A 14,793-nucleotide genomic window follows, 5' to 3' on the forward strand; every position below is an offset into this window, starting at 1 on the left:
CTCAGAGCGTCCCCAGACGCTGCCCCTGATAGGCGCCTGAGCGAATGGGTTCCCACCAGTCACGATTGGCAAGGTACCATTCGACCGTGTGCTGAAGGCCCTGTTCGAAATCAAGCGATGGGGTCCAGCCCAGGTCCCGCTCGATCAGCGAACAGTCGATTGCGTAGCGCGCGTCGTGCCCGGGACGGTCCTTCACATAGGTGATCAGATCCTCGGCCTTTGCCAACGCGCCCTTGCCGGTCGCATCGACGGCGGCGCAAATGGCCTTGACCACATCGATGTTGCGTCGTTCCGAATTGCCGCCGACATTGTAAGTCGTGCCGGTCCGGGCTTTCTCCGATACCAGGATCAGCGCATCGGCATGATCGTCCACGAACAGCCAGTCGCGGATGTTCGCGCCATTGCCGTAGACCGGCAGTGGCTTGCCCTCCAACGCGTTGATGATCATCAACGGGATGAGCTTCTCAGGAAACTGGTAAGCGCCGTAATTGTTCGAGCAGTTCGTTGTCACCACTGGCAGGCCATAGGTCTCCCCCCAGGCACGGACCAGGTGATCGGACGATGCTTTCGATGCCGAATAGGGTGAGTTGGGCTTGTACGCGGTCGTTTCCGTGAACAGACCATCTGCCCCAAGCGTGCCGAAGACCTCGTCGGTGGAGATATGCTGGAAGCGGAAATCGTTCCCTTCGGGCAGGGACATCCAATAGGCGCGGGCGGCTTCCAGCAGCACATAGGTCCCGACAATATTGGTATCGATAAAGGCGCGAGGTCCATCAATTGACCGGTCCACATGGCTTTCCGCCGCGAAGTGCAGAAGACGGTCAGGCTTGAACGCCTCAATGGCGGCCTTCACCTCTTCGGCATCGGTGATGTCGCCGCGCACGAAACTGTACCGGTCGCTGTCCGCGATGGGCGCGAGTGAGGCCAGATTGCCCGCATAGGTGAGCTTGTCGAAATTCAGCACAACATGATCGGTCTTCTCGATCAGTTGGCGAACGACCGCCGACCCGATGAAGCCGGCACCACCGGTAATGAAGTAACGCATCCGTCAGTCCTTTAATTCGCCGCTTGGCACGTCGTCATGAAGATATCGTTGAACGGTCAAGACATTGGCAATGGAACGGCGCTTGCTCGTCATAAACAAACGGCGTGTCAAGCGACTGCAAATTCGGCGCCACTTCGTCCTTGTTCGACAATTGTGGGGGCGCATCGATCTTTGCCCACTCAACGCCGATTGCAGGATCGGACCACAGGACCGCGCCTTCACGCTGCGGATCATAGACCTGATCGACCTTGTACATGACATGGGCGTCCGGGGTCAGCGTCTGATAGGCATGGGCGAAACCGTGGGGCACCAGAAGCTGCCGTCCATTCTCCGCCGACAGTTCTTCCGCAACCCACTGGCCGTAAGTTGGTGAGCCCTTGCGGATATCCACCGCCACATCGAGGATGGCGCCAACAACGCAGCGCAGCAGCTTGGCCTGCGTCGACGGGCCGTACTGGAAATGCAGACCGCGAATGGTATTCGGCGTGGCAGAAAAGGCGTGATTGTCCTGTGTAAAGACGACGCCTTCTGGCAACAGATCCCAGTCCGCCCGATAAGTCTCGGAGAAAAATCCGCGATGGTCGCCAAAGCGTTTCGGCGTTACGAGCTTCACATCAGGGATGGCTGTGGCATCTATTTGCACCATATGAGCACAATTCCTCAGTTGGTTTACGGGGCGTTAGCGTAATCACGCTCTAGTCTATAGCCATCTAGATGGAGTTTGCGAAGATTCACTTCGCAAGTGCAAAAAGATTCGTTAAAGACGTGTAGAGGCGTACCGGAAATTGCATACATTCCGGGATGATACGTTGGCTTAGCGCTGCCAGGAGAGAATTTCATGCGTCTGAATTTCGCCCCCGAAGATTTCGTCGGCATCGCGAAGCGCCGTTTCTTTTGGGCCGCCATCCCGTTCCTCATCATTGCGATCGCTGGTCTCATCTACGTCAAATCCCTGCCGCCGATGTATGAATCCACGGCGACGCTGATCGTCGAAGATCAACAGATTCGGGACAATTACGTTCAATCCGCCGTGTCGACTGATGCTGAACAGCGCCTGCAGGCCTTGGCTGCACGGGTGACGGCGCGCGACAACCTTCTGGTCCTTGCCGATGAACTGAACCTTTTTCGGGATGAGGGCCTGACCGGCAACCAGCGGGCCGAGCGGTTGAGGGATTCAGCCTGGATTTCGGTGAACCGCATTTCGAACTCCCGCCGGTTCAATGCACCGAGCTCGATCACGGTCCGCATTGGCTACCGCAACGAAAATCCTGCCCTGGCCCAGCGCGTCACCAACCGCCTGCTGACTGATTTCATGAACCGCTCTGTCGAGGACCGGACTGAAATCGCGGCCGAGACCACCGAATTCCTCTCCGAACAGGAAGCCGACACGCGCCGCGCCCTTGATACGGTGATTGGTGAGATTGGGCGCATCAAGCAGGAGAACCCCCAGGCCCTGCCTGATAACCGCGATCTTTACACTCGTGCGCTCGACCGTCTGGCTGGGGAGCAGTCACGCCTTGACGCTTCTCTGGACAGTGCGCGTCAGGAGCTGCGTATTCTGGAAGCCGGTCGACCGGTTTACCTCAGCGCCGCCGGCGGTCAGAACTCGGCAGAGCAGGAACTGCGCATCAAGCGGCGCCAGCTGGAAACGCTCGAACGCGACTATCAGCCAAGCTATCCTGACGTCATTGCCGCCAAGGAAGAGTTGATGGCGCTGGAGCGTGATCTCGATCCGCCCGCCTATCGCCGCCGCGTCAGCCGGGAAATCGACTACCTCACCCGACAGATCAGCGAAGCCCGTCGTGGCAGCGCCGAATTTACATCCCTCACGGCGCGCAAGGAATCGCTGGAACGCGACTTGGCCAATATGCCGGCGGACACCCCGTCCACCTCGCTGACGGAATATCAGTACAACACGCAGATTCAGCGTCTGCAGGCCCAGATCTCCAACCTGGAGAGGCAGCGCGCCGCCATCGACGACGAGATTCAGGAAAACGAAAGCCGCCTTGGCGCGATCCCCGTGGTCGAGGGCCAGCTCTATCGTCTGGAGCGGGAAAAAGAACAGCTTGAGTCTGATCTGGCCCGCCGTCGTCAGAACCGGACATCGGCTGAGACGACCGAGGCGATGGAAGAACAGGCCAAGGCCGAACAGCTGCGCATCATCGAGCAGCCGATCCGTCCGGACTCGCCCGTCAGCCCGGACAAGCCAAGACTGGCCCTGATGATTTTTGCGGTGGCGGCAGTCGTTGGCCTTGCCTCTGCGCTGTTCCCCGAGGTCATGCTGCCGCGGGTCCGCACGACCAAGCACGTTCACGAGCTTGTCCCCGGTATCAAGGTCATCGAAGTGCCGCGCTTCAAGACCACCGGTGTCCGGATCCAGAATATGGCGGCCTTTGCCGCGGCCAGTGCCGTAACATTAGTATTGAGTCTGGGCTTTGCGTGGACAGCCCTGTCTGCCCTGACGTGATGATCACGCGACTGACGGCCCCGGTGCCTGAGAGAGACGTACTATGAAGGAATTCGAACAGGCCCTGAACAGGGCACGGTCCATGGTCAGTGGGGACAACGAGCCTGTCAGCCATCAGGCTGAGCCGCGTCCGACGCCGACGATCGACGGCACGCCCAGCCTGTCCGCTGCCCTGGCCAAGGGCATGGACGCGCCGGCCGCACCACGGGACTATCCGGTCCTTGAGGCCCAGTATGAGAAATTCCGCGAGAATTTCGGATCGACCGGTCCCAATGCCCGCAGCGTCGATGGCGCGTTTCGCATCCTGCGGACGCAGGTCTTGGCCGCCATGCGGGATCGTGGTGCCCGTATTCTGGGCGTCACTTCGCCCTCCCCCGGTGCTGGCAAGACCGTGACGTCGATCCACCTCGCCATGGCTTGTGCCCGGCGACCGGAGCAGCATTTGACCCTGGCGGATTTTGACTTCCGCCGTCCCGCCGTTGCCAATTACCTGGACGCGGCCGGCTTCAAGTCGTCGGTCGGCTTCTTTCGCGGTGAAGGGAATGTCGGGGAATATATGACCCGGACGGAAGCGGGAAACTTGAACTTCCTGCTGACGGACCGGTCATCGGAAATGAGCGCTGAGTTTCTCGCCGGCGATCGGATGAGCCAGGCGTTAGATTACATGACGCGCAAGCCGAACAGCATCGTCATCGCGGATCTTCCGCCGATGACAGGCTGTGATGACACCATTGCCATGCTGCCAAAGCTGGACGGCATTGTGGTTGTTGTCGCGGCGGGCGAGCACAGTTTCAGTGAGGTCAGCCGGACCATTGAGCAGCTGCCGCAGGAAAAGATCGTCGCGACGGTCCTGAACAAGTCCGAGACTCATTCCCCCTACTACGAATACTACTACTGATACAAAAAGGGCGCCCCACGAGGCGCCCTTTTCATTTCATCGATCCGTTTGAGGTCAGGCCGTGCCGACCGGAGCCGGTCCGTCGCCTTGGGCTGCCTGCTGGCGCTGGCTCAGTTGCATCCGGTACATCGTCGCAAAATCGAGGGGCTCAAGCATCAACGGCATGAAACCGCCATCACGCGTCGAATTGGCAATGATCTGACGCGCGAACGGGAAGAGAAGACGCGGTGCTTCAACGAGGAGAGCGGGCTCGATCTGTTCAGCGGGCAGGTTCTGGATCATGAACAGGCCGGCATAGTTCGTTTCAACGAGGAACACGGCATCGCCATCGCGGGTCGCCTTGGCGCTGCACGCCAGCTCAACCTCATACTGGTCGTCGGCGATTCGGCGGGCATTCACATCAACCGACACATCAACCTGCGGGGGCGGCATGTCCGGGCGGACGCTATGCGGCGCGTTCGGGCTCTCGAACGAAAGATCCTTCAGATACTGATTGAGAAGACGCATCATCGGAGCATTGCCCGATGGGGCCTGCGGTTCGGCGGGAGTGTCAGACATGTGTTCTACCTTCTGGCCGCGCCGAGGGACGCGGAGGTGCTGAAAGAGGCGTGGGCGCTACCATAGAGGGCAGTTGCCGCGCAACCGCCGGGCGGCCTATCGCGGCCTGATAATAGTGACCCGGCCATTATCCATCGACCGCTTCAGCTTACCCAAGGCCCAGCGGGCAATGGCGTGACGGACTGGCGGCACGAGCAGCAGAAAACCAAGCGTGTCGGTCACAAAACCGGGGGTCATCATCAACGGCGCGGCGAGTAAAAGGAAGACCCCGTCCACGGCCGGTGCTACCGGCGGGCGACCGTCCGCCACAGTGCGCTGCAGCTCCCTGATTGCGGCGAGGCCCTGCCACCTGATGATCGCGGTCCCCGCCACTGCCGTCAGGATGGTCATGAAAATGACGTTTAGCCAGCCTATGGCATCAGCCGCTTTGAGGAAAACGGCGACCTCCAGAATCGGAAGACCGAACAGAACCGCAAAAATGAGGAGTGCCAATCGCACCTCCGTCTTTGGAAAGTAGAGAATTTAGCGTTAGTTCCCTATATAGGAACACATACGTAAAGCGCGAGGCCGAAACTGCCGGTGTTGCCCCAACCATGATGCTGTGAATGGACCTGACCCTTATAATCTTCATCGTTCTTGCGATTTTTCTCAGCTACCAGCTGATTTCTGTCCTCGGCACCCGTGGTGGCCATGAACCCGACGAGAGTGAGCGCATCACGCCGATGCGCGAGCCCGTCTCCACCACCGCCGCGGATGAGCCGGTCGCCGAGACCATCGTCACCGGACGGCCTGAGCCGGAATGGGCGCAGACCGTACAGGCCCACTATCCCGCTTTCGACAGCAAGACCTTCATCGAAGGGGCCAAGCAGGCCTATGAGATGATCGTGCAGTCCTTTGCCTCCGGCGCGCTGGAGGACATCCGCCCCTATGTCGACCCGCCGGTGATGAAGGCCTTTGAAATTGCCGTGGACGGGCGCCGCAATGCGGGGCAGTCGATGGACGTCAAATTTGTTGGCATTGAGAAGGCGGACGTTCTGTCGGCCCGGACCGAAAGCGAACATTTTGAAATCGTCATCGCCTTCCAATCCGACCAGATCCGTGTCGTGAAGAATGCCGAAGGTGAAGTGATTGAGGGCGATCCGAACCGGATTGACCTGGTCAAGGATCGCTGGACCTTTACCCGGCCCCTGAAATCTCGCGATCCGAACTGGATCCTGACAGCCACTGACGGCGCAGCACCGACCGCAGGCTGATCCATCATGGGGCGTTGGGGACATCTGGCGGCGCTGGTCGGCGGCGGGGCCGCGCTGCTCGCTGGCGCCTTTTTCATCATGTCTAAACAGACAGCGGGGCCGGGAAGCGTTGTGGCAACGGCGACCCCGGTGATTACGCCCGTCAGCTTTACCGACCTCACCGGCTGGGAGGATGACGCGCCGATGGCGGCGCTGCCCCCCCTGGCCCTGAGCTGTGAACGACTTGTTCAGCGGGCCGACAATCAGCCCGTCAATGCGCGCGAGACCCTGGATATTGGCGACGGTCCGGTTCAGCTGGCTGGTGTGATCGCTGACTGGCGGCCCTTCTGCGAAGCTGTCCTCCAGATGGCGGAACTGCCGGGTACCGATAATGACACAGTGCGGACATTGTTCGAAGACATGACCGTGCCTGTCCGGATATCGATGACGGGCACGCTGCAGGCGCCGCTGATCACCGGATATTTCGAGCCGATCTATCCGGCCGCGCGTGTCCCCACAGATGGCATGGTGCCAGTGCTGACCCAGCCTGATGACATCATCACGGCGGACCTTGGCGCTTTTTCCGATGAGCTCGCCGGTCGCCAGGTTCTGGGACGGGTCATTGGCAACAGCTTTGTACCGTACGCCGATCAGGAAGAGATCATCACCACGCCGCCGCGCAGTAGTCAGCCGCTGGGATACCTCGATCCGAACGATCTTCTGTTCATGCAGATTCAGGGCTCGGGTCGTCTGCGATATGCCGATGGCACCGAAGAGCGGGTCGGCTATGCCGGCAAGAACGGCCGCGCCTATGTTGCGATTGGCCGCAGCCTGGTGCGCGAAGGTCACCTCGCGCTGGAAGACGTGACCATGCAGTCGATCGAAGAGTGGCTGATCAATGCTGCGCCCGAGGATGCTGCCCGGATCCGCTATTCCAATCCGTCCTATGTGTTTTTCCGGCCGCTCGACAATCTGCCGGATCCCGCGCTGGGGCCGATTGGCGCGCAGGGCCTGCAGCTGACACCGGGACGCAGCATCGCGATCGACCCACGATATTATCCGTACGGCGCGCCGGTCTTTCTTGAACTGCCCGAGGACAGTGCGGCACCGTTTGAGCATCGCCTGATGGTGGCGCAGGATACGGGCGGCGCGATCCGCGGGACGCAGCGGGCGGACATTTTCTTTGGTCCCGGTGATGACGCGGCGGCGCTCGCCGGACGCATGAACGCGCCGGGGACCCTCACGCTGCTGCTGCCCAGACCCGCTTTCGATCGGTATCAGAATGCGCCGACCACGGAAGAATAGGCCCCTCACCCCGAGCGAGGCAGCCCTGTGGGATCATGTCACCACGAAGGTCACACCGCTGCAGCGCCGAACCGTCGTCCTGCCCGCACCAAAGACCGCGCCGGACATGACGCCCCCGCCGTCGCTCACCCCACATCAGGTCCCCCGCGTCAGCGCGCCCAGCACGACCAAGGCAAAGCCCGCATCGTCAAAGGCGCCCCGGTTTGGCGGCGGTGATCCCAATCTGGGCAAGCGCGCCGCGCGCGGCCGGTTGCCGATCGGCGCCAGCCTGGACCTGCACGGCATGTTTCAGGCGGAGGCCGAACAGGCGCTGCAGCGCTTCCTGTCCGCCGCCGCCTTTCGCGGCGAACGCGCCGTCCTTGTCATCACTGGCAAGGGTGCGCCCGATGCAACCGACGCCTATTTCGAGGAGGTGCCCCGCGGCATCCTGCGCCAACGGTTTCTTGAGTGGGTGGAACGGCCGCCCCTGCGCGGCCTGATCGGCTCGGTGCAGCAGGCCCATCAGAAGCATGGGGGCCGCGGCGCCTTCTATGTCTTCCTGCGGCAGCATTGACCTTCACTGCTGCTGTCATCAAAGCGTTGCAAAAAACCGATAGGGCCGCGGGACATCTTCGCAAAGATGCGCGTGTGCCATCGCGCATAAGGGTTTACCCATGGATATCAGCATCTGGGCCGCCATAGGCTTCGCATTCGCAGCCTATGCCGTTGTCGGAAACGACGCCTTGCAGACACTCGGTACCTTTATCGGCTCCAACCGTCATCTGCACTGGACCATCCTGTTTGCTTTTGCGGCCCTGATCCTGCTCGTGACCTTCACCTATGGCTGGCACATCAATGGCGGTGACCCTTCCTATGGCCGCCTTGCCAATGAAGCCAAATATCCGCCCATTCCGATCGAGTGGTATCACGTGCTGCCGCCGCTCGTGCTGGTGGTGATCACCCGGCTTGGCATCCCGGTATCCACAAGTTTCATGGTCCTCACGATCTTCGCGTCGGTCGGCGGTCTTGGGTCCATGCTGGAGAAATCCCTGATCGGTTACGGCGCGGCCTTCGCGACCGGCCTCGGGGCCTATCTCATCCTCAGCGGTACGGTAGAGAAATGGTTCCTGCGCAACCCGATCGACCTGCCCGGGACGTTCAGCCCTTACGGCGCCATTCTGGTGATCGGCGGCGGATTTTTCACGCTGCAGTACTACGTGTTCAACACGATCGAGGCGGCCCACACCTATTACGTCGCGATGGGCGTCATCCTTGCGCTGGAGATCATCACGACGCTGGTCGGCCTCCGCGCCCGCGGGGCCTTTTACTGGGTCGTGCTGCAATGGATCACCACCGCCTATCTCTGGTCGATCTGGCTGATCCAGGACTTCGCCAACATTTTTGTCTTCCTGCCGCGGGAGTTGACCGCCTTTGAAGGCTTTACGGCCATGGCTGTGATCATGGTGCTGCTGGCCATCACCTTTGCCAATCGCGGCGGCCCCGTTCAGCGGATCCTGCAGACCAAGTCTGCGGTGACCGATATCCGCTCTGCCACCATCATCGACTTTTTCTACGCCACCCTGCTGTTCGCCTTCAAAGAGGTCAGCAACATCCCCATGAGCACCACCTGGGTGTTCCTGGGCCTGATCGCCGGTCGTGAGTATGGCTTTGCCTTCATGACACGGGTCATCGGCATGGGCCGCGCCCTGATCGATACGGTCGAGGACGTCGCCAAGGCGTATGTGGGGATCGTCGTGTCCATCGACCTTGCCGTGGGCCTGCCTTTCATCGGCGCCCTGATCTCCCAGCACGCCACGGATGTCAGCGAGATTTTCCCTTCCCAGCGCTTCGCGATCTTCGTGCTGGTCGCAAACGTCACCCTGGTACCGGTCCTGTTCTTTGCGTTCTCAAAGCCTGAGGACCATCCCAACCAGTCCAAACTGCGCTGGGCCGTGGTGATCGCCTCCATGCTGTTGATCCTGACAGCCCTGTTCTTCTTCTTCGGTATTGGCGCCACCTGACCGGAAAGAGCATGGACGCAGCCTCCCTCGCCCCTTAGCGTGCGAAAAAAATTGGAGGATGCCCCATGCTACTGACCGCTCTGACCAGCTCTCTGTTCAGCCTGTTGGCCGCTGACCCGGTCACTGTCACTCAAGGCGATCTCGTCGGTCAGGCGGCCAATGACCAGGGCGTCACGGCCTATCTGGGCATTCCATACGCCGCTGCACCCCTTGATGATCTGCGCTTTGCCCCGCCGCAGCCCGCGCCCGCCTGGGAAGGCACGCGCGATGCGACATCGTTCGGCGACCGGTGCATGCAGCAGCCGCTCTATGGCGACATGATTTTCCGCTCGGACGCGGTGAGCGAAGACTGTCTGTACCTGAACGTCTGGACGCCGGAAGGGGCCGCGACAGATGCGGCCCTGCCGATCCTGTTCTACATTCATGGCGGCGGGTTTGTGACCGGGTCCGGCGATGAACCGCGCTATGACGGGGCGGCCCTCGCGTCCCAGGGCGTGGTAGTGGTCACGGTCAATTACCGGCTCGGCGCGTTCGGCTTCATGGCGCATCCCGATCTCGATGGCGGCAATGCCGCGCTTTTCGATCTGGCCATGGCGCTCGATTGGGTCCGACAGAACGCAAAGGCGTTTGGCGGAGATCCGGCGCGCATCACGATAGGCGGTGAGAGCGCGGGCTCCTTCGCGGTCAGCGCGCTCTTGGCCTCTCCCGTCACGCAAGACCACGTGGCAGGCGCGCTGGCCCAGTCCGGATCCATTGCGGGGATGACCCCGCCCGCTCTTGAGGCCGCGCAGGCCGATGGAGCGGCCCTGGGCGCTGCGATGGAGGCCCCTGATCTGGCCGCCCTGCGTTCGCTACCGGCCGATGCCGTACTCGAAACGGCGGCGAAGATGCGGTTCTGGCCCAGCATGGATGGTACGTTCCTGACGTCAAACCCGCGGGACGCGTTTGAAACGGGCGAGGTGGCCAATGTTCCCGTCATGGTCGGCGTGACCTCCGCCGAGATGTCGTCGGGCGCCATGCTGCAGGGTGGCCCCGCCACCGTCGACAACTTCACGACCCAGTTGAAAAATCGGTTCGGCGACAAGGCCGACAGCGTCTACGCCGCCTATGGCAGTCCTATGACCGACGCCGAAGTCCTGCGCGCAGCGCGCGATCTGGCATCCGACAGCTTTATCGGCGCAGGCACCATGCGGATGGCAGCGGCCATGAGCGAGACGGGCCGACCGGTCTATGCCTATCTGTTCGATCAGGCGCGCCCCGCCCCCAAAGAAGGCACTGGCGGCTGGACCTCGCCGGAGGGCGCGGGCCATTCCACGGACATCGAATATTTTCTCGGCACGCAGGAGCTGGCTGAGGATGTCTATGACTGGACAGCAGCGGACAAGGATCTGTCGGGCCTCATGCAGGCCTATGTCGTGAATTTCCTGAACACGGGCGATCCCAATGGCGGCAAACTGCCCGCTTGGCCGGACATGTCGGAAGGCCAACGTCTGGTGCTGAAGCCGTCACCGACCACGGAACCGGTCGAACCTGTTCTCAACCGCATTGATGCGGTGGCGGCCGCCTCGCCAGCCGCCGGGAATTAGGCGACCTGTGCCGTCTCTGGCGGCTCATCCTCGGGACGATCGAAATGCTCGGGTGGGACAGGTTTGTCCCAGCCCGGCACTTTTCCAGGCCGCGCAGCGTTCCAGCCGCTCACTTCCAGGAGGCCGGATATGAAGCTGTTGGAATTGAAGCCGTCGGACCATGCCAGCGGAATAATATCGTAATTCAGTCGGTCATTATAAGCGGCATCGGTATCGAACAGCTGTTCCACCACCGCTCGTTCAGTGCGTTTTCCAGCGGTCACGTCAGGATGCTGGATTTCTATATCGAATGTGTCGTGGAGCAGCGGGCTCAAATCAGCCTCCCGGTTCACGCCTGAGAGGAGCGACGAGAAAAACGGCATCAGGTTTTTCGGTCCGGCACCCAATGTCGCGTAGCGACGCCCATCATCCAGCGTGTTGGCAAACCGCGGATCGTCGCGAAAGGCGGGGTGATCGTCGACAATGACCATCAGATAGGCATGGTCGCGCCCAAAGAGGACCGAGTGCCCCTGCAGCCGGACCTCGACTTTCTCTGTGTCGAGGCTGGGCTCGTCACGCGGCGTGGTCAGAAGATCGATCTCATGGACGACGGCCTCGGCCCCGTGCTTTTCCGCAAGGCGCCGCAGATGGGCTGTACAGTCGGGAAATTGCAGCAGAAACGACGCCGCGAGGGCTGCATCATCCGCAGCGACGATCCGGTCCATCCGGTCTGCAATTGCTTCGTCCATCATTGTTGATAGGAGATATGACCGACGCAATGCACGGCAAGAGATTGCCAAGCCTTTTCAGAAGATTCCGGCTTGCATCTTTCGGCTCAACCGCTAAACACCGCGCCTTCGTCCGCCCCTGGCCCTGGCATGCCTCGGTGGCGGCACATCGCGTCCTTTGCGGCGCCTCTCAGAATATGGAGACCGAAATGCCAAAGTTGAAGACGAAATCAGGGACCAAAAAACGGTTCAAAATCACGGGCACGGGCAAGATCATTGCGCGCGCGACCGGTAAACGCCACGGCATGATCAAGCGGACGCCAAAGCAGATCCGCCAGAAACGCAAGGCCGTCGTGATGTCGAAAGCCGACCGCACGATCGTTCTGAAATACATGCCGTACGCGCGCTAAGGAGGTCCTGAACCATGTCACGAGTCAAAACCGGTACCGTCCGCGCCGCCCGTCACAAGAAAATTCTTAGCCAGGCCAAAGGCTATTACGGCGCGCGTTCGCGGCTGTTCCGCACGGCCAACCAGGCTGTCGAAAAAGCTGGCCAGTATGCCTATCGCGACCGCAAGGCCCGCAAGCGGGAATTCCGTCGCCTGTGGATCCAGCGGATCAACGCTGCTGTCCGCATGGAAGGCATGACCTATTCCACCTTCATGAACGGCCTTTCGCAGGCTGGCATCGAAGTGGACCGCAAAATGCTGGCCGAACTGGCCGCCCGTGAACCGGCTGCGTTCAAGGTATTTGTAGAGCAGGCGAAAAGCGCGCTCGCATAACGCGACGCTCGCCTCGCCGACACTTTCAGACCCGCTACTTCGGTAGCGGGTTTTTGCATATCAGGCCTTTCGAGTGGTTGAAGGGCCCCGCCCTGTCGGGCACTAAGACGACACATTGCAAGACGTGAGAATGACATGTCCCTGGACGACCTGAAGAGTTTGGAAGCCGACCTGATGGGCCGGATCGACGCTGCCGCCGATGAGCGCGCGCTGGAGGATATCCGCGTCGCTGCGCTGGGTAAGAAGGGCACGATTTCAGAGCGGATGAAAACGCTGGGCAAGATGACACCCGACGAACGCAAAGAAGCCGGACCGATCCTCAATAGCCTGCGTGACCGGGTCGCCACGGCGATCAGTGCACAGAAGGCCATCCTGGAACATGCTGCGATGGAAGCCCGTCTGGCGGCCGAGGCTGTGGATGTGACCCTGCCCGTGGCCAGCTTGCCTCGCGGCCGTATCCATCCTGTCTCCCAGGTCTTTGCCGAGGTTGAGGCGATCTTTGCGGAGATGGGCTTCTCCACCCGCGAAGGCCCGGACATCGAGGACGATTTCCATAACTTCACAGCGCTGAATTTCCCCGTCGGTCACCCCGCGCGGGAAATGCACGACACCTTCTTTTTTGACGAGAAGGATGACGGCAGCCGCATGGTGCTGCGGACCCATACCTCCCCGGTCCAGATCCGTACCATGATGAATGAAAAGCCGCCGATCCGGATCATCGCGCCGGGCCGGACCTTCCGTTGCGATTCCGATCAGACCCACACCCCGATGTTCCATCAGGTTGAAGGCCTCGTCATCGACAGGGACACCCATATGGGCCACCTGAAAGGCACGCTGGAAGCGTTCGTGAAGGCTTTCTTCGAGATCGACGAGCTGACCACACGGTTCCGGCCCCACTTCTTCCCGTTCACCGAGCCGTCCGCCGAAATGGATGTCGGCTATGAGCGGGATGGCGGCACGATCAAGATCGGTACCGGTGAAAAATGGATGGAGATCCTTGGGTGCGGCATGGTCCACCCCAATGTCATCCGCAATTGTGGTCTGGACCCGGATGAGTATCAGGGTTTCGCCTTCGGCATGGGCATCGATCGCCTTGCCATGCTGAAATATGGCATTCCCGACCTGCGTGATTTCTTTGCTGCCGACAGCCGCTGGCTGCAGCATTACGGATTCTAACAGGCGATGAAGCAACGCCGGATCAATACCAATACCGTCATTGCGGTGGCCGCCCTGTTTACCAGTGTGGTCGCCGTTGTGGTGGCATGGGATGAAAGCCGGTTGCTGCGGGAAAGCCAGCGTGCATCGTTCATGCCGATCCTGAATATCGAAAAGTCTGTCAGTACAGCGCCCGACGCCTTGCGGATCGAAATGGATATTCGCAATTCCGGCAATGGTGTTGCAATTGTCCGCAGCGGCGCTTTGTTGCTGGATGGTGCCCCGGTCGCGGACTATGACCGGATGGCGACGGCGACCCTGGGGCCTGATCTGGGCGCGACCGCGGACTTCAGCTGGACATCACTGCTGGGTTATTATCAGCCGACGGAGCGCAAAGAGATCCTGCGTTTCAAATGGCCTGATACGCCAGTCAATCGGACACAGCTTGAGACGTATATCGGTGAGGCCCTGCAGGACAATTCCCAGCGCCTGACCCTGCAGGTCTGCTATTGCTCCGTGTTCGAAGAGTGCTGGCAGGTACGGGACGATGCTTATGCTGAGCCTGTCCGCATCAAGACATGCCGCAGCCACGCCGATCCAATCGACCCTATCTGGCAAAGCTATACCGCCACCAGAATGAAAAGACCCACGTCAGGAGACGAGGAATGAGCCAGCCCACCGAACCCAAAGGTACGCTGCAGACGCGCACCCTGACCATGCCGGCGGATGCCAATGGTTCCGGCGATATTTTCGGTGGCTGGGTGATGAGCCAGATGGACATTGCCGGCGCCATTGGCGCAGTTGAGAAAGCCCAGAACCGTGTCGTGACGGTGGCCGTCGATTCCATGCATTTCGTGTCCGCCGTCCATGTCAGTGACATTGTCTGTTGCTATACGGATGTTGTGCGCGTTGGCCGCACATCCATCACGGTCCATGTGGAAACATGGGTCCTCCGCCAGATGCTCGGCGACCGGGTCAAAGTGACCGAAGCCGATTTTACCTATGTCGCCGTCGATGCCGATGGACGACCCACCCCGATTGAACAGACCGCCTGAGGCC

General features: G+C 60.7%; 17 protein-coding genes. 12 read left to right on the forward strand and 5 right to left on the reverse strand.

What is annotated here, in order from left to right:
• Position 1 precedes the first annotated feature (1 nt).
• Both rfbB and rfbC read right to left on the reverse strand, forming a co-directional pair.
• Positions 2-1,045 (reverse strand): dTDP-glucose 4,6-dehydratase, encoded by a 1,044-nt coding sequence (gene rfbB, locus RUI03_RS14060; RefSeq protein ID WP_317288097.1) that lies wholly within the window; start codon positions 1,043-1,045, stop codon positions 2-4.
• 34 nt (positions 1,046-1,079) lie between these two features.
• A complete protein-coding gene (gene rfbC, locus RUI03_RS14065) occupies positions 1,080-1,691 on the reverse strand; it encodes a dTDP-4-dehydrorhamnose 3,5-epimerase (RefSeq protein WP_317288098.1) in 612 nt (203 codons plus the stop codon).
• A 192-nt stretch (positions 1,692-1,883) separates the two neighbouring features.
• Here rfbC and RUI03_RS14070 point away from each other — a divergent pair, with 192 nt between their 5' ends.
• Together RUI03_RS14070 and RUI03_RS14075 are read left to right on the forward strand one after the other, a co-directional pair.
• Complete coding sequence (locus tag RUI03_RS14070) at positions 1,884-3,512, forward strand: hypothetical protein (RefSeq protein ID WP_317288099.1); 1,629 nt, start codon at positions 1,884-1,886, stop codon at positions 3,510-3,512.
• 43 nt (positions 3,513-3,555) lie between these two features.
• The gene (locus RUI03_RS14075; protein WP_317288100.1) at positions 3,556-4,410 is read left to right on the forward strand and encodes a CpsD/CapB family tyrosine-protein kinase; all 855 of its coding nucleotides are present in this window, start codon (positions 3,556-3,558) and stop codon (positions 4,408-4,410) included.
• A gap of 54 nt (positions 4,411-4,464) precedes the next feature.
• Here the strand turns inward: RUI03_RS14075 and secB are convergent, their stop codons facing one another.
• Together secB and RUI03_RS14085 are read right to left on the reverse strand one after the other, a co-directional pair.
• Positions 4,465-4,968 carry a protein-export chaperone SecB gene (gene secB / locus RUI03_RS14080; RefSeq protein WP_317288101.1) on the reverse strand — a complete coding sequence of 168 codons (504 nt, stop codon included), beginning with the start codon at positions 4,966-4,968 and terminating at the stop codon, positions 4,465-4,467.
• Between the two features lie 96 nt (positions 4,969-5,064).
• Positions 5,065-5,460 (reverse strand): FxsA family protein, encoded by a 396-nt coding sequence (locus RUI03_RS14085; RefSeq protein WP_317288102.1) that lies wholly within the window; start codon positions 5,458-5,460, stop codon positions 5,065-5,067.
• A gap of 113 nt (positions 5,461-5,573) precedes the next feature.
• On the opposite strand from RUI03_RS14085, the gene RUI03_RS14090 reads away from it, so the two are divergent.
• The 5 genes from RUI03_RS14090 to RUI03_RS14110 all read left to right on the forward strand — a co-directional run bounded on the left by RUI03_RS14090 (position 5,574) and on the right by RUI03_RS14110 (position 11,091).
• Positions 5,574-6,221, forward strand: coding sequence for a Tim44/TimA family putative adaptor protein (locus tag RUI03_RS14090; RefSeq protein WP_317288103.1), 648 nt, complete (start codon positions 5,574-5,576; stop codon positions 6,219-6,221).
• Between the two features lie 6 nt (positions 6,222-6,227).
• On the forward strand, positions 6,228-7,505 hold the full coding sequence (locus RUI03_RS14095) for a murein transglycosylase A (RefSeq protein WP_317288104.1): 1,278 nt from the start codon (positions 6,228-6,230) through the stop codon (positions 7,503-7,505).
• Positions 7,483-8,058: a Smr/MutS family protein gene (locus tag RUI03_RS14100; protein ID WP_317288105.1), complete on the forward strand. Its 576-nt coding sequence runs from the start codon at positions 7,483-7,485 to the stop codon at positions 8,056-8,058. The genes RUI03_RS14095 and RUI03_RS14100 overlap by 23 nt, the downstream gene beginning before the upstream one ends.
• A 100-nt stretch (positions 8,059-8,158) precedes the next feature.
• Positions 8,159-9,505, forward strand: coding sequence for a hypothetical protein (locus RUI03_RS14105; RefSeq protein WP_317288106.1), 1,347 nt, complete (start codon positions 8,159-8,161; stop codon positions 9,503-9,505).
• Positions 9,506-9,570: 65 nt separating this feature from the next.
• Positions 9,571-11,091: a carboxylesterase/lipase family protein gene (locus RUI03_RS14110; protein WP_317288107.1), complete on the forward strand. Its 1,521-nt coding sequence runs from the start codon at positions 9,571-9,573 to the stop codon at positions 11,089-11,091.
• Here the strand turns inward: RUI03_RS14110 and RUI03_RS14115 are convergent.
• Entirely contained in the window at positions 11,088-11,822 is a 735-nt protein-coding gene (locus tag RUI03_RS14115) for a hypothetical protein (protein WP_317288108.1), read from the reverse strand. The genes RUI03_RS14110 and RUI03_RS14115 overlap by 4 nt on opposite strands.
• A gap of 185 nt (positions 11,823-12,007) precedes the next feature.
• Between RUI03_RS14115 and rpmI the strand changes: the two genes are divergently transcribed.
• From rpmI to RUI03_RS14140, 5 genes are all read left to right on the forward strand, one after another.
• Positions 12,008-12,208 carry a 50S ribosomal protein L35 gene (gene rpmI, locus RUI03_RS14120; protein WP_317288109.1) on the forward strand — a complete coding sequence of 67 codons (201 nt, stop codon included), beginning with the start codon at positions 12,008-12,010 and terminating at the stop codon, positions 12,206-12,208.
• 14 nt (positions 12,209-12,222) lie between these two features.
• Positions 12,223-12,579, forward strand: a complete 357-nt coding sequence (gene rplT, locus RUI03_RS14125) for a 50S ribosomal protein L20 (protein ID WP_317288110.1) — start codon at positions 12,223-12,225, stop codon at positions 12,577-12,579.
• A 141-nt stretch (positions 12,580-12,720) separates the two neighbouring features.
• Positions 12,721-13,755: a phenylalanine--tRNA ligase subunit alpha gene (pheS, locus tag RUI03_RS14130; RefSeq protein ID WP_410795961.1), complete on the forward strand. Its 1,035-nt coding sequence runs from the start codon at positions 12,721-12,723 to the stop codon at positions 13,753-13,755.
• Positions 13,756-13,761: 6 nt separating this feature from the next.
• The gene (locus tag RUI03_RS14135; protein WP_317288112.1) at positions 13,762-14,403 is read left to right on the forward strand and encodes a hypothetical protein; all 642 of its coding nucleotides are present in this window, start codon (positions 13,762-13,764) and stop codon (positions 14,401-14,403) included.
• Complete coding sequence (locus RUI03_RS14140) at positions 14,400-14,789, forward strand: acyl-CoA thioesterase (protein WP_317288113.1); 390 nt, start codon at positions 14,400-14,402, stop codon at positions 14,787-14,789. The genes RUI03_RS14135 and RUI03_RS14140 overlap by 4 nt, the downstream gene beginning before the upstream one ends.
• Positions 14,790-14,793: the final 4 nt, after the last annotated feature.

Origin of the sequence: Parvularcula sp. LCG005, assembly GCF_032930845.1 — a bacterium.
GTDB lineage: Bacteria > Pseudomonadota > Alphaproteobacteria > Caulobacterales > Parvularculaceae > Parvularcula.